The following is a 19,888-nucleotide window of genomic DNA, read 5'->3' on the forward strand; positions in this document are numbered from 1 at the left end:
CCGTGGCAATGGCGTAGCCCTAGACATCAATCGACATGAATAAGGCCGGTGCTTTCGAGGCTAGTTATTGTTTCAAGACAGTTGGCGCGAATCGAAGCGACCGCATCCTCTCCGGCAACGCTCTGTCGGGAGGAAACGCGGTACACAAGATCTTCAATAGGCAGAGAGTCCGCGCTATATGCCAGTACTTCGGCGGCGAACCCTGTTGATTGGTATACAGTTAGCCGCCCATCCCGAATTGCGAGTGCTATCGTACCATCGAACGGTACCGCAGATGGGGGCGCATCTTGTCGACGCATTTGCTCGATAATCGCCAAAATATCATGGGTATACCGCTTAAGCACGATCGCCGGTGCAAGCCTAATTCGCGGTCCAGTATCCTCTCCGATAAGGTGGGGGTTATGGGTCTCGCGGAAACTCGTACCTTGCGTAAGACGAAGACGTGTATTCTCATAGTCAAATAAGTCGGTCAAAAACGGACTCTCATCCGAACGAAAAGCGATCAAATGGTGCAGAAATGCTTGAAACTCTTCGAACGTTCCATAGTGCCGAAATGAAGCGAGCTTGCTATTTGTCCGGTCGCTGCGCCGGAGCCACTCGGACCATTTCTCGAAGACGTACAGTGGATCGTCTGACAGTTGGTTAAGGGCGGTATACGTATACCGATACTCATTCATCAGCGGAAAGAACTGGTCCGCTCCCTCGATTAGATGGCCAATCCCGGACGTCTGGTATCGAAAGTGGCCAGAGAACACGGAAGGGTTTTCCCTCATCAGCTCGTCACGAATAGCAACCTCCGACGCTGACTGGGAGACATCAATAAAGTGGCCGGAAAAAGACAGTTCTCCCGTATAGCTCTCGAGCATGGGGGTGTCCCCATACGGGGCCGTCGCAAAGATCTGAGCGAGAAATACATCTTCCATAAGTGCTCTATTTATTGCAGAAAACGTATGTTTTACGGCAGGATATGTCTCGCCAGGAAATCCAACCATGAAAGGCGTGGTAACTTGTACACCGCGCGCTCTCAATTGGCGGATCAGAGAAAACGAAGCATCCAGATCCAAATTCTTTTTAATGGCTTTCTGAGTATCAGGATCGCCCGACTCAAGGCCAAAATAAACGTTGGTGAATCCTGCAGCGGCCATCAACTCTGCAAGTTCGACGTCCATCGTATCCGTCCTGGAGGAGCACCCCCAACTTATCGCAAGCTGCCGACGGGTGATTTCATCACAAAGTGCTACTACCTCGCGACGATTGGCGGTTAAGCAGTCGTGAATCAGCGAGAAATTTGTGACCCCATACGTTTGTTGCAGGTGCTCGAGCTCATCACATAGCCGAGCTGGCGATTTGATCCTGTAACGGCGGTGCCAAAAATTATTGGTCGAACAAAAAGCGCAGCTGAAAGGGCAACCCCTCCCCGCTTCGATAGACACAAGATCAGTAGCTGCAATTGGAACCAGATCAAATGCGGGGACCGGCAGAGTGTCCAGAGAGTCAATCAACCTTCTAGATGCTGTACGCACCAACGTTCCATCGGTCCTAATGCACAGACCCGGAACGTCCGCAAGGGGCCGATCGGACTCAAGCGCGTCAACTAGATCTAGAAGCGTAACTTCCGACTCGCCTCGAACGATGAGATCAAACTGCGGAAATAGCTTCAATGTAGCTTCGGGAGTCGCGGTCGCCTGAGGGCCTCCTAAAATGACCACAGTCCGCGGGCTTCTCCTTTTGATCTCCGCAGCAATTTTCGCAACATGGTGAAATGTATAGTATTCGGTCGAGAACCCAACCAGATCCGGGCTCTCTATAAGAATAGCGTCAGCAGCGCGTTCATAATTAGCACCTATTGGCCCTTCGTGGAGCCAGTGTTCTTCCCAAAAAGCGCTTACGCGAAACAGGCTAACCGTATGGTTCTGGTCCCTAAGGACTGAAGCGAGCGATAACAGACCAATTGGAATATATCCGATCGTGCGCGGAACACGAGATTCGGACAGCCAGCTTCCATAGTCGACATAGGGGGTGCTCGAAAGGATGACACGCATATCAATGCCCTTTTCGACTTCTCTACAACACTATGAACTACGAACAGGGTGGAAAGCAATAGCAAGTCATTGTATTAGGCGAGGTACCAATTCGGAACAGTCAACGGTCGGAGTCGGGGAGTGAAGCAAACCTGGACGCGCTTGGAAGGCTCACGCCGGTTCCGGCGAGCCGGAACAACCATGCTGGAGAAAACCCCGCCTGGCTCTTCGATCGAATTAACAATCAAGCTGCGACGTCAAAACCCTCTTCCTGATGTCAACAATGGTGACGTAAGGTACACTCTTGAAGGCCTTCGTCAGAAGTGTGGGGCGGCGGCGGCCGATATTGCGCTGGTTGAAGGTGTACTGCGAGCGGCGAACATCGAAGTAGTTTCGTCGGACCTCGGAACACGAGCCGTAAAAGCAAAGGGGGATGCTCGGTTTGTGGCGGCCCTCTTCCGGGTATCACTTTGGGAGGCTTCTGACAGCAGAGCGAGCTTTCGCATACGCAGTGGAGAGCTGTCCATTCCCGCCGAACTTCATAACATTGTGGTTGCTGTGTTTGGGCTTGATAGCCGACAAATGGCATATCGCGCCGTTACGGCCAAAGAACATCGTCCTATTCCGAGCCCTGAAGATCGCCCTTGGTTCCTTCCAAACGAGATTTTGCCGTTCTATGGTTTTGCTGACAGGAATTGCTCAGGTCAGACTATCGGCTTGCTGGAGTTTGGGGGCAAGTTCGTCGAAAGCGACCTAAAAATGTTCTGTGAATTAACGCACTTGACCACGTATCCGATAGTGAAGATCGTCGATGCGGGGCAAATACTAGAGGAGCATAGAGACGACCCTGGTGAAGTGAGTGAGGTGATGGTCGACGTGGAAATGATTGCCGGAAGCTGCCCGGGAGCCACGATCGCGATATATTTTAGTAGCTTTACTGAAAAGGGGTGGATCGACGCACTCGATGCCGCAATTCACGACTCGGAAAATAGACCTAGCGTTCTCTCTATCAGTTGGGGATGCGCTGAAGGCGCAAAAGTATGGACGGAGCAGGCGGTTCGAGAAATCAACGAATGTCTCCAGGAGGCCGCGTTGCTTGGTACTACAGTGTGTGTGTGCTCTGGCGATGACGGAGCCGGCGATCAGATTCAGGACGGTCGTGCGCACGTTCATTTCCCTGCTGCTAGCCCATACGTTTTAGGCGTAGGGGGCACTATCCTGTCCAAGCGCGACGGGGTTGAGCGCGGCTGGACCGAGGGGACAGGGATACGCGAAACCGGAGGCGGCAGTACGGGCGGTGGCATTAGTGCTTTGACGCCACGGCCTACTTGGCAGGATGTGGACATAAGCCTGCCGACATCGGCTAGAGAGGGAGGAGGGGGCCGGTGCGTCCCCGATGTGAGTGCAAACGCGGCCCGTGAAACAGGGTATTTCACAGTTTTCGGTGGCGCGCCGTGGATTTCAGGGGGGACAAGCACCGCAACACCACTTTGGGCCGCAGTGATTTGCCAAATCAACTCGTCCCTGAAGGATAAGACAGTGGGCTACTTTACACCAAGCCTGTATCGTCCAGCGCCGGACTCGAAGAAGGCGCTTGGCTCCCTAGTCTGCAACGACGTTGTTAAAGGCGACAATTCTGTCGCGAAAGTACGCGGCTACAAGGCTGGTCGGCGTTACGACTTGGTGACTGGGTGGGGCAGCCCGAAGGGCGACGCTTTGTCCAAGTGGTTAAAATCAATGGCGGAACAAAGAGTGCTTAGCGAGCCATCTAGGGAAATCCAATCAGAACGGCAATGAATTTGGATGCTCTTGGGGGAGAATGCTAAACGCACATATTCCAGCCTGTTACCTCCATCAAAACAGGCTGACATGCAACAGTTCGTCAGTCGGTTTTGGACGGGGCTCTAGTTACTTGAGCCTCAGTACAACGTGCAGAAGAGACTGCGTCAGCACGAGAGTGTCGAACGGTCTCGTGCGCGTAGCTACCCGCTAGCCGGGTGACAAAGCTCCTAACCGTCTGACAATGGAACTGCTTGCCAGTTGGACTTTTGGCGCCGATTTCATTCAATCGGCGAGCTATCTCTGAGTATGACATCACCGGCCATCCGGAAGGCAAGAACTGTTCCATGTGCCTAGCAAAGGCAACGGCGCTTTGGCGGTTAGCTTCCGCCAAGACCTTTCCGTTTCGGCCAAGCACTGTCCCTCTTCGTTTAGCCTGGGCGAGTGCAGCTTTTGTACGCTCGGATATCAGCCGTCGTTCCTCCTGGGCAAGGGCTGCAAAAATATGTAGCTGGAAGTCGGTCGCATGGGGCATTTCAGCGACGACAAGCTGAACGCCTCTCTCCATCATGGTCGCAATGAAGCTGACGCGTCGTGAAAAGCGGTCCAGGCGCGCGATCAATAGCGATGCTCCCGCCTTTTTCGACGCAATCATCGCTTTTGCCAGTTCAGATCTTTCATCGTTCCTACCTGATTCCACATCAACGAACTCAGCGACCAGCGCCCCATGAGTCGCGGCAAACTGGCGGACCATCTGCTGCTGAGCCTCTAAGCCGAGCCCAGAGCGCGACTGCTTCTTGGTGGAAACTCTGTAGTAGCCGACATATTTCATGGTGCCTCGTCAAACATAAACGCTGGTTTATGTTTTAAGGGCTCCTCCCTAAATGCGGTCCGAGACAACGGCGCCTAAGTCCCTGGAGGAGAAGCTGACGTGATATCGAGAGAAGAGCTGTACCGGCTGGTCTGGTCCGAGCCCATGACGAAAGTCGCCCAGCGGTTCGAGGTTTCAGGCAGCTATTTGGCTCGCGTCTGCACCGTTCTGAACGTTCCTCGACCTGAGCGTGGATATTGGTCGAAGCTTGCTGTCGGAAAGGCTCCCAAGGCAGACCCATTGCCGGAAGCTCGACCCGGAGATCAGACCTCTTGGTCGAAGGATGGCGAGCTACCGATGCCACCAAAGCTGCGGCTACCGCCTCGGCGCCGATTGGACACCCCGGTACGCATTCCTAGGACCAAGGTTCATGGTTTGATCCGTGGGGCCAAAGAGCATTTCGAGAACAGCAGGCCTGTGGACGAGGGAGCGTATCTAAGGCCGTTCAAGAAGCTTCTGGTTGACGTCACGACATCCAAAGCTTGTCTCGATAAGGCGCTCGATTTCGCCAATGACCTTTTCAATGCCTTCGGTTCCGTCGGACACAGGGTCGTCATTGCCCCACCTGACGAGCATTTGCACGGAACGACTCCTGACGAACGCGAGGTCCGCAGCAAGGAGCGCAATCCCTACTACCATAGCGGTCTCTGGTCCCCGAACAGACCGACGGTCGTCTACATTGGCAGCGTGGCCATCGGAGTTTCGGTCGTTGAAATGTCCGAGGAAGTCCTGATGCGCCACGTCAATGGCAAATACATTCGGGATGCCGATTATGTCCCGCCGGTGCGTTCACGCGACTACACGTGGACCACTACCAGAACACTGCCCACAGGCAGGTTGAGGCTGATAGCGTACTCTCCCTATTGGCGGGTTACATGGTCCTCAGACTGGCAGGAGACAAAGCAGAAATCGCTTCGCCCGTCGGTGAAGTCGATTGTGCAGTCAGTTGAGGAGGCGGCTGTCGATATGGTTGGCAAGCTTGAGGAAGCCGACCGGCAGGCAGAAATCCAGCGCATCGAAAGAGAGGCAGCTGAAGAACGGCGGCGCAGGGAGGAGGATCGTCGTCGCGTTGAACAGTCAATTCAGGACAGCAAAGACCACTTGGGCAAGGTCATCCAGCAATGGTCGCACGTAATGAGCGTCGAGCGCTTCCTTGTGGGAGTGGAGCAGCGCGCCCACGAGTTACCCGATGATGATAGAGGTGCCGTACTGGAACGGCTGAAGCTTGCGCGAGACTTCTTGGGTACTCAAGATCCACTTGAATTCTTTCGATCTTGGAAGACCCCAGAGGAACGGCATCGCCCGCTGTATCCAAATACAGATCCAAACGAGGCCTAGCGTAAACAAACAAGAACTGCATCAGCGATTGGGGCAAGATATTGAAGGTGAAATTGTCTCGGAAATTGACAGTCAGACACCCTTCGGATGCATCGTTGCATACGATCTGAGTGCTGGCGCAAGGAAGTGGTTTGAACGCAGCGTCGCCCAAACACCAACTGCCGGGACGGCATGGGTGTTGCGGTTCCTCGCCAAAACATCGCGCTTCGATCAGAGTTTTGAGCTATCAGAAGGTTTTTCGGGATGCCGAGCTAAGAAATCAAAGCTTCTTTTCCAAATTTGGCCTCGATCCGGAAGAGGCTCGGCAAGCGCTTTCGAATGCCGCTCAAGCGGCGGAATAACCTAACGATGAGTCGGCCTCCTTGCTAAAGCCCCCAGCTCTGATCTCTTGCGACGAAGCCGGCTTTACCGGACCAAAATTGCTGGATGAAGACCAAACCATTTTCGCATATGCGGCGATCGACCTCACGGCTGACGAGGGCAAGGTGATTGTCGAAGAGATGCGAGCAAAATACAAAGTCCAGTCACCCGAGCTAAAAGCCGGGCTTTTGCGCAAACGAAAGAACTGGATCGAAATTGCTCAGGGCTTGGCAACGCGGCTTCGAGGGCGTGCCATGGTGATGATCTGCGACAAGCGGCTCAATCTCGGCGGAAAGGCTTACGAATATATTTTCGAGCCTGTTCTCGCGGAAAACAGCGCCCTTTTTTACCGCTACAATCTTCACCGCTTCGTCATGAACGCGCTCCACCGGATAATGTACGCAAACGGGCAGCCGGTGCATCAAATTGCGACCGAGCTCCAAACCTTTATGCGCAGCTTCAAACCGGAAGACGCACCCGCACTTTTCGACGGCAGTCACCAAGGAAATCATGCGCACATCGTTGTGAACTGTGTGCTGCGGTTTGCGAAGGGTTTTGCTGCGAAAATTGCGGAGGAGTCTACCCACCTTCAGGAGGATGAGAACCCTGTTGGTAAGTGGACCCTCGACCTCACGGCCACAGCTTTGTGGAGCTTGCTATTGACCGGCTGGGGGCATCGCCACGCTAGGCTGGACGTCTTATGCGACGAGTCAAAGCCTCTTGGAGCTATGGTTGACGCATTTAATGGCTTTGTCGGCAGAACAGAAGCAATTCCGATCAATGATGGCCAAAACCCGAGGACACTAAAGGCCAACCTTGCGCAGCCGATCCGATTCGGCACTTCGATCGACAATCCCACGCTTCAGATTGCTGATGTAATTGCCGGTCTCAGCGTTGACGCCATTCGCTATGCAAACGATCCAAATTTCGCCGGCTTAAGGCGTTGGTTGGACGGTCACATGCACATCGATTACACGCTGCCAGATGACGATTGGATCGACACCCGAAAGATCCAGCCGCGTGTCAACCTCGCCGTTCTCCAGGAGTTGGCGTTACGCGCCGACCGCGGAGCCGACCCGCTTAACGGTATGGACGCATTTTATGCCGCGGCATTCAAGAAATTCAAGAGCCCTGCCTCGCGTGTCCGGAATCCGTTGCAAACGCTTCTCGGAAAAATTTGACACGATGACTGCAACCGGGCTCATGATTGTTTGGATTTTTCTGCCAAGATTAAGCGGGACTAGAAACTATGCGTCTTTACCACTTCACGCATGCCGCTTACGCCCTTCAAGACATTGAGCATCGTCGTCTGAAGATCGCAGAGATTAAGGATCTCAATGACCCCTTCGATCTTCGAGCGCCGAGGTTGAATGACAGCCGAGAGCGCCGGCGTTGGGAGAATTGGCGCGACGAAATGGGTAGGAAATTCGGCTTGCTCTGCTTTTCACCTGATTGGACGAATGCGGTGATGTGGAGCCACTACGCAGATCGCCACAGGGGAATCTGCCTCGGTTTCGATGTGTCCGACCAGATTGCAAGCACAGTGACGTACTCACAGGACCGCCCCGAGATTGATCTCTCGCGCAAGCCTCAAGAAAGTGACATTCAGCCTCTCTTGTTCATAAAAGGACCTGATTGGCGGTACGAGGAAGAATATCGCGTCTGGACGAGGCTGGAGAATCGCGACCCGACGCACAATGTCTACTTCTTGCCGTTCGACAAAGACCTGGTTTTACGTGAGGTGATTGTCGGTCCGATTTGCACCGTTACGAAGGCGGACTTGGAACCGCTCGTGCAGGGGCTTATGCCTGCCGTTTCGTTGATCAAAGCTCGACTTGCATTCGAGTCCTTTAAGGTTGTGACTCAGAACCTGGGGTTAAAGTGAGGCCCTAACCAAATGCCTACCGCCGGGAGGTAGCGAGCCACGATGGTGCCCGCGCTTCCGTGATTGAGACTGTGAATTGCGGGGAGACCTTTCATATTCGGTAGCGAGGCATGCTGCGTGAGCGCAGGCTGACGCAGCGAGACGCAGCGATTCGACACGTGGAGGCTAAGATGACTGAGGACGATTTCACCATCGGCGACGAAGTCGCGCACCGCACGGGTGGAAAGAAAATGATCTACACGGGCAAAGGCATGACTGGAGAGGCCATTTGCGAATGGTTTGACGGAGCACGACGGCATCAAGAAACATTCGCATTCGTGGCGTTGAAAAAATTCGAGGAGCCAGGGCAATCGAGTTTGTCCGGCAGTTCGACTCGCGCATAGCGCTGATTTGGCGTTGCTCCGATGGAAATAAACAAAATCGACAAAGAGGAACTGGATCCAGACAGCAAGAAGAAGGCTGCGCGTGCGGCCATCAATGCAATCGCCGGAGCCATTCCATTTGTAGGGGGCCTGATCTCGGCGGGCGTCGGCTACTGGTCCGAAAACGAACAAGAGGAGGTCACCAACATTCTGCGGCAATGGCTGCAGATGCTCGAGGACGAACTTCGCGAGAAGGGAAAAACGATAGCGGAGATCGTCGCGCGTCTCGATATGAATGACGAGAAGGTAAAGGAGCGCATAGAGTCCCCGGAATACCAGGCTCTCATGAAAAAGGCGTTCCGCAATTGGTCGTCGATCGACACTGAATACAAGCGGCAGAGGATTCGGAATATCCTTGCCAACGCCGCAGCGGCTAAGACAACATCCGACGATGTCGTCCGTCTGTTTATCGATTGGATCAATTTGTATTCAGATTTCCATTTCGAAGTGATCGGGGAAATCTACCGTAATCCGGGCATCACACGCGGTGGAATTTGGGACAACCTATCGAAACCTGAGGTCAGGGAAGATTCTGCGGAAGCAGATTTGTTCAAGATGCTGGTTCGCGACCTAAGTACAGGCGGGGTTATCCGGCAAGTTCGACAGACGGACTATGCAGGGAATTTTCTACGGAAACCTCCAGCCAACAAATCAAGGCCGGGACAGGCGCCGCGCACTGCAAAGTCGGCATTTGACGAGGTTGAACCCTATCAGCTGACAGATCTTGGGCAGCAGTTTGTCCACTACGCGATGACGGAAATCGTTGCGAAGATTGAGTTTCACGAATTCGCGCCTGGCACACCCGCGTGAACACGGTGACGCCACGCGGCCGCTGGGTCAGCCTCCGGCCAGTGACAACTCAGTCGTCAATCTCTTCGCCTTGATCGTCCTCGTCCGAACCCCGAGAAGGATCTTCCACGTACGTCTGACAGCCCTCATTGAACGATTGGCTATTTGAACTGCAATCACTGTCGTCGGTAATCTGGTTTTGCTGGGCCCAGTCGTAGCCCGCCTTGTGGCCAGAACAATCTTCGGTGCAGTCATTTCCCCCAAAGGTCTGCTGCGCAAGGCACGGAGTGCCGAACGCCACCGTAAGCGTCACGGCCGCCAAGCGAGCCATCGCTCGGATTCTCATCTGCACCCCCTGCGAGGTAAGGCCTCAGGCACGCTTGCTACGTTGGGAACAGTGAAACACGGTCCGATGTTCAAGGCGAAAATTTCCAGTATATTGGCCGTCGGGTCGGGAGAGGGGTTCCAAGGGGTGGATGATCGCGTTCTGGAGCAACCTACAATCGACATTCCACAGAGCTTTCGAAGTTTCGTGGAAGGCGCACTGCTTCGCGTTCAAACTCAGTATCCGGCTCTCCGCTTCAGGGCTACCGCCGCTGGCATCGAGATCGCCTCTGTCACCGTCGACGATTTAGACGACTTGCGGAAGAACGTGCTCCATGCGGTTTATCGAGAGAAAATCTACGCTGAGACACTGCCGCTTCGGCGAGCCCTGATCGACGCGGTGACTGCGAAATGACGGTTTGGCCGCTTAAGTTTCGCGAGTCTGGCGACGGAGAATTTCTGTTCGCTGACGATGCCGGCGGGTTCTTCTTCAGCGATCGGTCATTTCTCGAACGGTATGCCAACGGAGAATTGTCGCCTGCTGATCAGTCCTTTCTTCGTGGAAACGGTCATGCTTTCGAACGGGAAGGCGATCCCGACTGGACAGCGTTTACCTATCGATGGACACAACGGCAGGCAACGCAAAAGGAGCTTTCGTACGTCATTCTTGTTCCAACACTGCGCTGCAATTTGACGTGTGGCTATTGTCAGGTTTCACGAGCGCCTGAAACAGCACCAGGTTTCGACTGGACCGACGAATCGCTGACTGCGACGCTCAGCTTCATCGGAGCGATGAAGGGTTCGCAGATCAAGGTCGAGTTTCAGGGCGGCGAGCCTTTGCTGCGGATTGATCTGCTTGAACAGGTTCGCTCGTTCGTCCGCACGAGGTTTCCAGGCAGCCAATTTGTCGTCTGCACGAATTTACAACGCTTGGGTGATCGAGAATGGGCCTTCCTTGACCAAGAGGACACCTTTGTCAGTACATCGTTAGATGGAGATCGAGGCACCCATCAACGCCAGCGCACCCATGATGATCTGGCAACCGACGCGTTCTTTAGAAACCTAACCGAGGCTGTGCAGCGCCTTGGACCGGGCAAGGTATCGGCCCTGCCGACACTCGACGTTGATGAGCCGCCAGACTTCGAGGAGCTGGTCAGCAATTTCGAGAGCTTCGGGATGCAAACCATCTATTTGAGGCCTATCAACCACCAAGGGTTTGCCCGTCGCCGAAGAAGCGATCCGCGTTCGATAGCCAAGTGGAACACGCTCCATTCCAGCTTCATCGACTACCTGATTGGTCGGAACCACCGCACGGGACGCTATGTCGAGGAATACTATTTTAGCCAATGCCTAAGACGGTTCCTGAGATCAGGAGCGGACGACCATGTCGACCTACGCAATCCCAATTTCTTCGCGTCAGACTATATCGTTATCGATCACGACGGGCAGCTTTACCCGACCGACGAAGCCAGGATGCTCTCGCGCATTGGGCGCGTCGATCTGTCGGTCGGCACGGTGACGACCGGCATAGACCAGGCCAAGGTGCAGTTGCTCAACCACGCCTCGCTCAACAACTTCGACCCAGACTGCATCCATTGCGTCTATCAACCGTTCTGCGGGACAGACGTTGTCGATGACCTATCGAGGGATGGGCGAATTGACCTAGCTCGTACCGATACTTGGTTCTGCCAGCGACACATGTCCCTCTTCGACAAGATCGTTGAAGTCATCCGTCGACGCGATGAGCCTGCGCTAAAGTCGGTAGCCAAATGGGCTCGAGTACCCTCTTGGGGGGATCACATGATCCCGGTGCATGCATGATCCCGCTCCGGCTGAAAGTCGATGCTGACGCTGTTGATCCATATGTGGTTCGGTTGCGGTCGTTCGAAGGAATGCCTGGACCACCAGGCAATTTCGATTATCTCGATGCAGCATTGGAAACTGCCGACGGAGAAAACGCGCTCTTTACCGGGGCGACTGGCAATCTTCGCGTGTTTGGGGTCGATCCATCCGAAGTTGACGGCGATATCGTGTTCGTCGTGCCATCGCGAAAAATAGCACATCGGCTAATTCGGGCGAATTCCCAGCACAACACGCTTTTGATCACTGAACGTTGCGACCAACTATGCGTAATGTGCTCGCAGCCGCCGAAAAAGCATCACGTCGACATGTTTCCGTTTTTCGAGACGGCCGTGTTTCTGGCCCCGGAGAATTCAACAATAGGCCTGTCAGGTGGAGAGCCTACGCTTTTCAAATCGGAGCTGTTCGAATTCTTGCGGGAGACCATGGAGCGGCGGCGCGACATCGACTTTCACATCCTGACCAACGCCCAGCATTTTGATCGCGCTGATCTCGCGAAGCTTCGCGATTTGGATTTGAGCCGGATTCTGTGGGGGGTTCCCGTCTACTCGAGCGTTGGTGCCATCCACGATCACATCGTCGGAAAGCCAGGAGCCTTCGATCGGGTCAGGAAGAACCTTTCCATCCTTTGCGAGGCTGGAGCAAAAATCGAGTTGCGGACGGTGCTGATTAAGCCCAACGCACCCGGGCTGCTGGACTTGGCAAAGTTCGTGGCGGTCGCCCTACCATTTATCGACACCTGGGCAATCATGCAGCTCGAAAATATCGGCTATGGCCGGCAGAACTGGGATTCGCTGTTTTTCGACAGTTCGCAGGGCTTCGACTTGGTAGGTAGGGCGCTGGATTTCTCCATTAGCCGCGGCATCAACACCGAGCTCTATAATTTCCCGCTGTGCACCGTTCCGGCTGAGTACCGAGCATTCGCACCATCGACGATCTCAGACTGGAAACGAGCGTACGTCAAAGGCTGCGCCGACTGCAGTCTTAGAAGCAAGTGCGGCGGCTTTTTCGAATGGCACCCAAGGGTGCATGGGTATGGGAGGTTTGGTGTCGCATGAAGAAGCGGATTTTCGCGATCCCATCTCTGCTAGCTGCCGGTTTTATGCCGGTTGAAAGCATCGCTATGCCGCTAACACCTCCAAGTGAGGGAGGTAAGTCAAAGTCGCTATTCGACATTTTCAAACTCGATCACAAATACACCTTGGCTGGCCATAGATCGCATAGCAGCCATAGTTCACATAGCAGCCACCGATCATCGGCAGGAGGCTCGATCTATTTGCCTAGGGCACCGGTGTATTCATCGCCGACCTACCAACCATCTGCACCTGCGTATCAACCACCCTCAACTACACCGCCGGCTTCAACGCCGTTAAAGACGCTTCCTGGGAACGCGTACAGGTTCAAGGAGATCGTCCTCCAAGTCCAATTCGCAATGTTGGCGTACGGCTACTACACGGGGGAGTTGGACGGCACGATGAACCCGGAGATGAGATCGGGTCTTATGAAATTGCAATCGGACTACAACCTCAAGGTCACAGGGACGATTACGCCTGAAACGTTGACCGCGCTGCATATCGTTGCTGAGTAACTGCTTGGGGTCGCTGCTACAGATCAGAGCGGCCCTTAAAGGCTTGCAGTTTGATCCCATCCCCGAGTAACTTGTCCGCTCGGAGGGTCCCCATCAATGAAGAGGACGTTGCTGGCCTTCTGATTGGCCTGTTTTCAAGGGATCGACGGCGCAATGCCACTCGGTTTTGATGCAGGCGATCGCCGGACTTGAGCATGAAGCGACACCCTCACTGATTTTGCAGATGCTGCATCCGTCATTGAATTGTTGGCAGGTCGGATTCTCCCGCATCTGCTCTGTAAGTGTGCCACCAGCGCAAGCTGGAGCAGTCAAAAGCACCGAAACCATCACTACCAGAAAGGCTCGCATACCGCCGTCCAGATCCTGACATCAAATCGAACGAATAGTGTCGCTGGGACTGTACGGCCAATGCAGCTGTCGACGCGATCGAAGCAGTGACCCGTACAACTTGCGTAAGCGCAGCATCCGTCAGGTCCGCCGCCTAGGCCACAGGCCGAGCCGAGGGCAAACGCAGACCAAGGTGGGACGATCATCGGCGACGCCGAGCGGGGTCAGCAACGCGCATCGATTTTGGCGATATTAGGGCGCTCGAGGGTTACTGACAGTGTCCTGACACCCAACGGTGCAATAGATTCGCAGAATCAAAACCTCTTCGCTAAATTCGTGCTGCACGGGGCCAGGACGGGGACGAGAATGCCAGCCGAGATTCCACCTTGGGGAAGGCCGCTATCGTTTTGGGAACGCCTGCTGATAAGGTTTAGGCTTGACCCACAAGGTCGGCGCCGGCCATCGGTGCCGAGCAGCGCCGATTACAGCCACACGTCCGTGAGGGGCAAAGTTCACGATACGTCGGAAATCAGGACCGTCGAGGACGGCGCCGAGGTGGCAGGCACTCGCTTGACGCTATCGACAATCGGCGGCCTTATCCCCTTCGAGCTTAAAGGCTTTGAGGCTCCAGCCGGGCAAGGCGATTGGGTGGAAATCTTTTACGCCAGGGCTCCAACCATTGATGTCCCACACCCGGTCTATTTCCACAATAAAGGCACCGGTGTGCTTACCGAAATCGACTACGGCATCAAGCGATGCGCGGCCCAGGGCGGTTCGACCGAAGGTTGGGCGATAGCGCTGCTTAAGCGCGAGGCCAGGTATTTTGCCTACGAGCATTCAGGCGTAACGACGTAAGGGGCGACGCCTACCCGGGGCGGCCTTCGAGCCAGCTTACATGTTCGAGCGCCAGCAGCCTGGCAAGGTCGTCGTGATCCCAATCCGCGCTTACGCCTACTTCTTGCCGCCGCTCGACCCGCCGCTCGGTGGATTCGAGGGAGTACTGTGGCTTGTCGGGCCTTGATACCCTCCTTGTACCGATCCTGTGCCTTGAGAACCACTGCCACGCTGGGGCTGATACCCCCTGTTCTCCGAAGAGGATGTTCCTGTCGAAGGACGACTGGCGTTGCCTTTGGCTGTCATTTTCCGTTCCTTTCGGCTGGTGTGAATTCGATGGTTCGAATCTCGCTGGCACAGATCAGAACACTCTTGTTCGTGGGAGTCCACGCCCCGTTGTCTCCTACTTCAAAGACGCGCTCGATCAGCAAGTCGCGCTCGTCTGGACGCGACGAGGCGAACGACCTGTCGCTCCAGTAGCCTGCGAACGTCGTGTCGTTCTTAAGGATGACAAATACCCATGAGCCGCACATCGTGGAAAACTGATAGTCCCACGCCGTGGGGATTACGTGGATGGGGGAAAGTCCGAACCATCCGTACATTTTTCGGAGCCATCCGGCCTTCGATGTGACGCCGCTCGCGAACCCGATGATGGCTGGGGCTGCGAGTAGGACGAAACCCCACGCTAGCGCCCGGACCTTCGCATCGCTGCTGGAGTTCACGACGAGATAGATCACCCACCCGGACAGCGCGAAGTTCAAGGCGCTCAGGGTTAGGAGGCGGACGAAATAGTCCGGTCCGTCCAGTCTCTGGCCTGTGATGAAATGCGCCCGAAACGACGAGATGATGTAGCCCGGCACTACGAAGACGAAGGCGACGTAGACCGCGTCCAGCGAGAGGAAATTACCCATTCAACCCATGCCCCGAGCGAATCGCGCCATTTTATCTGGGGCGCAAAGCGGCGGCTAGATCGGTGCAATTAATTTGGCCAAACGACTGCAGTATTGGCGCCTACGGGAGTGGCAAAACATCGATCTCGTGCAGCATATGCTCGCCGATTTCGACGACAGTTGACAGATCGCAGAGCATCTGCGGGTGCAGGTAAACGGGGCGAGCCTGTTCGCTGAAGGAATGCATCATCAGCGGATTGAAGATGCCGAGGCTTTGCTGCTGGCCTCGTAGCACGCCGTATCGCTCATAGTCGTTTTTCGCCTGTGCGATATCCTGCTCCAGGCGCTCGAATTCAGCCCTCTCCTCGTCGTTGAGCTGGCGCGGCGGGATATAGAGCGGAATACGGTGCGCAAGAGCATGCCGATAGTCTTCGAGATAGTCGAACCATGCGTCGGCGTTCGCCAGATAGTCTTGGAAAGGCTGCGACAGCGACGCGCGGACGGGAACGTGGCCGGGCGTGAGGCCTATAGCCATCGGCTTCAGGGGGGTTCCGTTAGGCTTCCGGATATCCGCTTCCATGCACCAGATGCGAGCCAGGTTATCGATGGCGCCGAAGACGTTAATCACGAAGGTCTGCAAATGGCCCGTCGCGTCCATAAGCATGTCGCCTGTGGGGGCCGTCTCCTGTGGGGGCAGAATCTGGAAAGTGCGCTGGATCGCATGCTTGAGGGTAAAGAGCCGGCGCACTAGGCCATGGCGTACGAGTTCGGATGTTTCCGGCTTTCTGAATTCGCGAGTAAGGAAGGCGATCGTGAGATCATCCTCCCGATCCAACAATTTGGCCAGCTCTTCGGAAAAGTGGCGGATTTGGCTCTCCGGATAGACCACGGACATGGGCTAGACTCTGAAACGGTCAAGCATCGCCATGAGCCTTTGCGAGATAGGTCAGCCAGATACCATCGGATCATCGCCTCGGACCACGGCCTCGATTGCCTCGCGAGGGATGTCTCTTTTGATCATGATGTCCCAGCCAATAGCCTCCGGCAAACTCGAGGTGGTTCAACTCGCGGAATACACTTCGATTCCGCCGGTGGCTCGGTACGTTTGACAACAGCAGGCTATTACGTAATCTCAACTCCCTCGTGTCTGAAGACAAGCAAGTGCCTCATCCACATGAATCAGTCACAGGCGCGAGGTGTCAGGAACAAAATTACAACCTGCGTCGAATGGGAGGATAATATGAGCAACCACGTTTATAAAAAAGTGGACCTCATTGGCAGTTCATCGGTATCGGTCACCGAGGCGATCGAGACCGCCATCGTGCGGGCCTCGAAGACGATGCGAAATCTCGAATGGTTCGAAGTCGATCAGATCCGAGGTCATATCAAGGATGGCGCGGTAGCGCACTATCAGGTCGTGATGAAGGTCGGATTTCGGATCGAAGACACGCAATGAAAACGCTGGAGGACGGTTGTCCTGCATCCGGCGATCAGCGGCCTTCCGAGCAGCGATCGTGGCGCGCCGTTTAAATTAGCCACAATGTGAGCATGGCTGACCCGCCGGGCTTAGGCTACCGGAGGCGATTTCGACGGCAGCTTTGCCCCACATGTCAGTCATTGTGGGCTTTTATGCAGGTTTCCAAAAGCAGATGTCAAAATTCCCTCGAACTGTCCGAGAGTGTGAAACGGGACTTTTACACGAAGACCGCGGCGTTGCGATGCAGCCAACATGTCAGTGGACGTGGACCACTTCCCGAATTCGAAGGCCAACACCCGCGCATAACGGCGGAAAGCACACGCAGCAGCCTTAGGGCTGCTTACAACCAGGGTGCTACATATTCTCAGTCGACTAAGGTGCGCCAGCAGCCGCCGCTGAGGTCGACACAGCGGCGACCGTAGGCGAGACGACCGTGGTCTTATGGTGATCGATGACTTCCGCGATAGTCGCGAGCAACGGCTTGAAACCATCAAAATCCACAGTTGCCTTATTTGCGGCGACTACCTTCGTCGCGAACACTTTCTTCCCGTAAAATTTGGTGCCGTCTTTCTCCGCATTGGTCTTATCGAACGTCTTGCCGTCGTAGATCGTTTTTAAAAGCGCAACGTCGAAAAGCCGCTCGATATCGGTATCTTTATTTCCGATCTTAGGGATGGGCACAACGTAAAGATTTGCCCCCATATGGTACCAGGTCTGCGAACCGTCCACCTTTTTCCCGGTCTTGGATTCGACAGCAGCGAAGAGCTTTTTCGACCCCTCATCGGAGTCAGCGATTATAATTAGTGGGTGTTGCCCGCCACTTTTGAACTTCCTGATGCGGCTTGGGTATGTGTTAGCCAGCTTTCCCAGCTCACCGGCCCCGCCGCTCAATTGCTGCAGTGCCGCCGATGTTTTCGTATACTTAAACAACTTGATTTTCAGTTCGCCGGCTGGGCTCGCGAGCGTGGGGTAGACGGATGCAAGGGCTTGGATGGCAGATTTGATGTAGATGTTGTCCGTGACTCCCTCGCAGAGCACGACCGGCCGTTCGATGCCATAGAGGTCGACGTAGTCCACGAACCTCTCGAAGAGTTTAGAACTCGCCCAAAGTCTGCTACCTTTCGGCTTTTCCTCTTGATCCTCAGGCGCCGCTTTGGCGAGCGGGCCTCTACCGCGGACCTGGTAAATATAGGCGAGTCGCCCGCGCAGTTTCCGGCGCGGCAGCGGCTGCTTGACGCCCCCGATTTTAACGAAGCACTCCCCATCCATGAAAAGGTGATGGCACATGGCAGCGGCTTCTGCGTAGTAGCTGGCCGGAACGTTCACCTTCTGATTGACGACGACGCCGGTCACTTCCTGCCGAGAGTAATCCAGTTGCATACGGGTCTTGGCTGGATTGACCTTGAACCCAGCCTTTTTTATTATCTTAGCGAGGCTGGTTCCAGCTTCCCACAAGTTGATGCTGCTTACGTTTCGCCGTCCAATTGCTGGCGCAAAAATCTTCTCGCTGGACGAGAATGTGATGTCGTCTGCATACCGGGTATAAGTGCAATTGTGCCGATGCGCCAATTCGTTAAGCCGGATATCCATAACGCTAGCTATGAGGTTAGAGATGACCGGCGAGCATGGACTTCCTTGGGGTAACTCGTTGTCATGGCAGGCGATCTGCGCGAGCACAGTTGCGACACCGGGCTTTAACTCGAAGTCCTTATGCTTAATAAAGAAACCGCGCACCCGGCCAAAATTGATCGTAGGGAAAAAGTCCTTCAAGTCCACGTTGAACACGTAGCGTCGTTTGCGATGATTCTCCCCATTTGTCATGATGGAGAGCTTCTTCTTAAAGCCGTGCGCGAGAATGCAATTTGTCTTCTTTACGCGTGACTGTTCCAGAACCTGTTCGATTTCTAGCAAGTCCTTCGCGAGCCGCTTCTGGACCGCTTTCAGCGTTTTATGGGGTGCTTTGATCGTCCGGACGCCACCTGTCTTTTTAGGGACCGTGAATTCTTCGTATCTGTCGGCCAGTGGCAAATGGTAAAGCGCATAGGAGATGTGAGCAGGCTTCAGACCGAGAATTTTTGCAAGGTCGGTGATGTCCTCAGCTTTCCGATACAGCTCCAGTTTAAGGGATACGACTGTCATGGGGGTGGCTTGCGGATACTCCTAAGCGATTCAGCGTAGTATCGCCCATATCATCATGTTGCTGTCGGCACTCTGCAGGTAGCACTGAGGCCGTCTTGCTTTCACCTGTGAAGATCCCCCACAGAAAAATCTATCCGCAAGCCGCGCCCGGTAGGCACGAATGCGCGTGATTCTTCAAGTCGTCAGTAAGTAAAATCGGGGGATTACGGCCCGTGCATCACTTCAGCGTGGCGGTCTTGGGCCGCGCGCCGGTCATGATTGAGCTTCAGAAAGCGGATAAGCCACCGCGAGATCGTCGCTGAAAGGCCAACCGGAAGCTCATTATACACTCCGACAAGGGGCGGAGCGGGCTGGCATGACGCGCGAGGCCCCAGTCCGCTCGCGGCCCCAATTTCGGTCATTGGAAAATTGGCTGCGAATGATTGGTTTAAGCACCCATCGGGCCCTTTCCCGGCCTCATTAATTGGCCACAATGTCAGCATGGCGACCCGCCGGGATAGGCAATCTGGCTGCAAACTAGGGCAAAGAGTTTAACTAACCCCAACAGAGGTCGTGATCCGAACTAGGCCTCAGTCATCGCTGGAGAGCGGATCGGCTTCTTCCATGCGAAGTTTGACCAGCTTCGGTGCCTTCGCCGCAAGCCTGCGATACGCGTCGAAAAGATCGACTCGCTTTTGCATGTTCAGCCATAGGTCAGGCGAGGTGCCGAGTACGAAGGCGAGCCGAACTGCCATGTCAGCAGTGATGGCACGGTGTCCGTTTATGATCTGGTTCACCGTGAAGCGAGAGACATCGAGCGCATCGGCCAGAGCTTCCTGCGTGATGCGAGAGCCCGGCTTGCGTAGCACGCGATCGCGCAGAAAAATCCCTGGCTTCAGGGGTGGAAAATCACGTTGGTCAGCCATCATCCTCATGCCAAAGTTGCAGTTCGACTGGGCCGAAACGTTGAATCCAGTCGAACATGAGCCACCATCCGTCCGCGAC

General features: G+C 54.9%; 19 protein-coding genes. 12 read left to right on the top strand and 7 right to left on the bottom strand.

Features of this window, described 5'->3' with window-relative positions:
• Nucleotides 1-26 precede the first annotated feature (26 nt).
• A complete protein-coding gene (locus EOA36_RS01500; RefSeq protein WP_127275310.1) occupies nucleotides 27-2,042 on the bottom strand; it encodes a radical SAM protein in 2,016 nt (671 codons plus the stop codon).
• A 180-nt stretch (nucleotides 2,043-2,222) separates the two neighbouring features.
• Between EOA36_RS01500 and EOA36_RS01505 the strand changes: the two genes are divergently transcribed.
• The gene (locus EOA36_RS01505; protein ID WP_127275311.1) at nucleotides 2,223-3,818 is read left to right on the top strand and encodes a S53 family peptidase; all 1,596 of its coding nucleotides are present in this window, start codon (nucleotides 2,223-2,225) and stop codon (nucleotides 3,816-3,818) included.
• Between the two features lie 85 nt (nucleotides 3,819-3,903).
• Here the strand turns inward: EOA36_RS01505 and EOA36_RS01510 are convergent, their stop codons facing one another.
• Nucleotides 3,904-4,632 (bottom strand): recombinase family protein, encoded by a 729-nt coding sequence (locus EOA36_RS01510; RefSeq protein WP_127275312.1) that lies wholly within the window; start codon nucleotides 4,630-4,632, stop codon nucleotides 3,904-3,906.
• 99 nt (nucleotides 4,633-4,731) lie between these two features.
• Here EOA36_RS01510 and EOA36_RS01515 point away from each other — a divergent pair, with 99 nt between their 5' ends.
• From EOA36_RS01515 to EOA36_RS01535, 5 genes are all read left to right on the top strand, one after another.
• Complete coding sequence (locus tag EOA36_RS01515) at nucleotides 4,732-6,009, top strand: hypothetical protein (protein WP_127275313.1); 1,278 nt, start codon at nucleotides 4,732-4,734, stop codon at nucleotides 6,007-6,009.
• A 362-nt stretch (nucleotides 6,010-6,371) separates the two neighbouring features.
• Entirely contained in the window at nucleotides 6,372-7,550 is a 1,179-nt protein-coding gene (locus EOA36_RS01520) for a DUF3800 domain-containing protein (RefSeq protein WP_281040036.1), read from the top strand.
• A 68-nt stretch (nucleotides 7,551-7,618) separates the two neighbouring features.
• Nucleotides 7,619-8,254 (top strand): DUF2971 domain-containing protein, encoded by a 636-nt coding sequence (locus EOA36_RS01525; RefSeq protein ID WP_127275315.1) that lies wholly within the window; start codon nucleotides 7,619-7,621, stop codon nucleotides 8,252-8,254.
• 170 nt (nucleotides 8,255-8,424) lie between these two features.
• Nucleotides 8,425-8,637 carry a DUF2158 domain-containing protein gene (locus tag EOA36_RS01530; protein WP_189553066.1) on the top strand — a complete coding sequence of 71 codons (213 nt, stop codon included), beginning with the start codon at nucleotides 8,425-8,427 and terminating at the stop codon, nucleotides 8,635-8,637.
• A 21-nt stretch (nucleotides 8,638-8,658) separates the two neighbouring features.
• On the top strand, nucleotides 8,659-9,486 hold the full coding sequence (locus tag EOA36_RS01535; protein ID WP_127275317.1) for a hypothetical protein: 828 nt from the start codon (nucleotides 8,659-8,661) through the stop codon (nucleotides 9,484-9,486).
• 49 nt (nucleotides 9,487-9,535) lie between these two features.
• Here EOA36_RS01535 and EOA36_RS01540 read toward each other — a convergent pair whose 3' ends face one another.
• Nucleotides 9,536-9,796 carry a hypothetical protein gene (locus EOA36_RS01540; RefSeq protein ID WP_245464224.1) on the bottom strand — a complete coding sequence of 87 codons (261 nt, stop codon included), beginning with the start codon at nucleotides 9,794-9,796 and terminating at the stop codon, nucleotides 9,536-9,538.
• 81 nt (nucleotides 9,797-9,877) lie between these two features.
• Here EOA36_RS01540 and EOA36_RS01545 point away from each other — a divergent pair, with 81 nt between their 5' ends.
• From EOA36_RS01545 to EOA36_RS01565, 5 genes are all read left to right on the top strand, one after another.
• Nucleotides 9,878-10,204, top strand: coding sequence for a hypothetical protein (locus EOA36_RS01545; RefSeq protein ID WP_127275319.1), 327 nt, complete (start codon nucleotides 9,878-9,880; stop codon nucleotides 10,202-10,204).
• Nucleotides 10,201-11,610, top strand: a complete 1,410-nt coding sequence (gene hxsB / locus EOA36_RS01550) for a His-Xaa-Ser system radical SAM maturase HxsB (RefSeq protein WP_127275320.1) — start codon at nucleotides 10,201-10,203, stop codon at nucleotides 11,608-11,610. The genes EOA36_RS01545 and hxsB overlap by 4 nt, the downstream gene beginning before the upstream one ends.
• Nucleotides 11,607-12,707, top strand: a complete 1,101-nt coding sequence (gene hxsC, locus EOA36_RS01555) for a His-Xaa-Ser system radical SAM maturase HxsC (RefSeq protein WP_127275321.1) — start codon at nucleotides 11,607-11,609, stop codon at nucleotides 12,705-12,707. The genes hxsB and hxsC overlap by 4 nt, the downstream gene beginning before the upstream one ends.
• On the top strand, nucleotides 12,704-13,237 hold the full coding sequence (gene hxsA / locus EOA36_RS01560) for a His-Xaa-Ser repeat protein HxsA (protein WP_127275322.1): 534 nt from the start codon (nucleotides 12,704-12,706) through the stop codon (nucleotides 13,235-13,237). Before hxsC ends, hxsA begins: the two co-directional genes overlap by 4 nt.
• Before the next feature lie 897 nt (nucleotides 13,238-14,134).
• Nucleotides 14,135-14,419, top strand: a complete 285-nt coding sequence (locus EOA36_RS01565) for a hypothetical protein (protein ID WP_210212392.1) — start codon at nucleotides 14,135-14,137, stop codon at nucleotides 14,417-14,419.
• A gap of 281 nt (nucleotides 14,420-14,700) precedes the next feature.
• On the opposite strand, the gene EOA36_RS01570 is transcribed toward EOA36_RS01565, so the two are convergent.
• Together EOA36_RS01570 and EOA36_RS01575 are read right to left on the bottom strand one after the other, a co-directional pair.
• On the bottom strand, nucleotides 14,701-15,309 hold the full coding sequence (locus tag EOA36_RS01570; protein WP_127275324.1) for a DUF6338 family protein: 609 nt from the start codon (nucleotides 15,307-15,309) through the stop codon (nucleotides 14,701-14,703).
• Between the two features lie 100 nt (nucleotides 15,310-15,409).
• Nucleotides 15,410-16,183 carry a hypothetical protein gene (locus EOA36_RS01575; RefSeq protein WP_127275325.1) on the bottom strand — a complete coding sequence of 258 codons (774 nt, stop codon included), beginning with the start codon at nucleotides 16,181-16,183 and terminating at the stop codon, nucleotides 15,410-15,412.
• Between the two features lie 345 nt (nucleotides 16,184-16,528).
• On the opposite strand from EOA36_RS01575, the gene EOA36_RS01580 reads away from it, so the two are divergent.
• The gene (locus EOA36_RS01580; protein WP_127275326.1) at nucleotides 16,529-16,744 is read left to right on the top strand and encodes a dodecin; all 216 of its coding nucleotides are present in this window, start codon (nucleotides 16,529-16,531) and stop codon (nucleotides 16,742-16,744) included.
• 393 nt (nucleotides 16,745-17,137) lie between these two features.
• Here the strand turns inward: EOA36_RS01580 and EOA36_RS01585 are convergent, their stop codons facing one another.
• Nucleotides 17,138-18,904, bottom strand: coding sequence for a retron Ec67 family RNA-directed DNA polymerase/endonuclease (locus tag EOA36_RS01585; protein ID WP_127275327.1), 1,767 nt, complete (start codon nucleotides 18,902-18,904; stop codon nucleotides 17,138-17,140).
• A gap of 569 nt (nucleotides 18,905-19,473) precedes the next feature.
• Nucleotides 19,474-19,888 (bottom strand): HigA family addiction module antitoxin (locus EOA36_RS01590; protein WP_210212393.1); only part of this gene is annotated, 415 nt, incomplete at its 5' end.

Source organism: Mesorhizobium sp. M8A.F.Ca.ET.021.01.1.1, from assembly GCF_003998025.1.
In the GTDB taxonomy this organism is placed as follows: Bacteria; Pseudomonadota; Alphaproteobacteria; order Rhizobiales; family Rhizobiaceae; genus Mesorhizobium.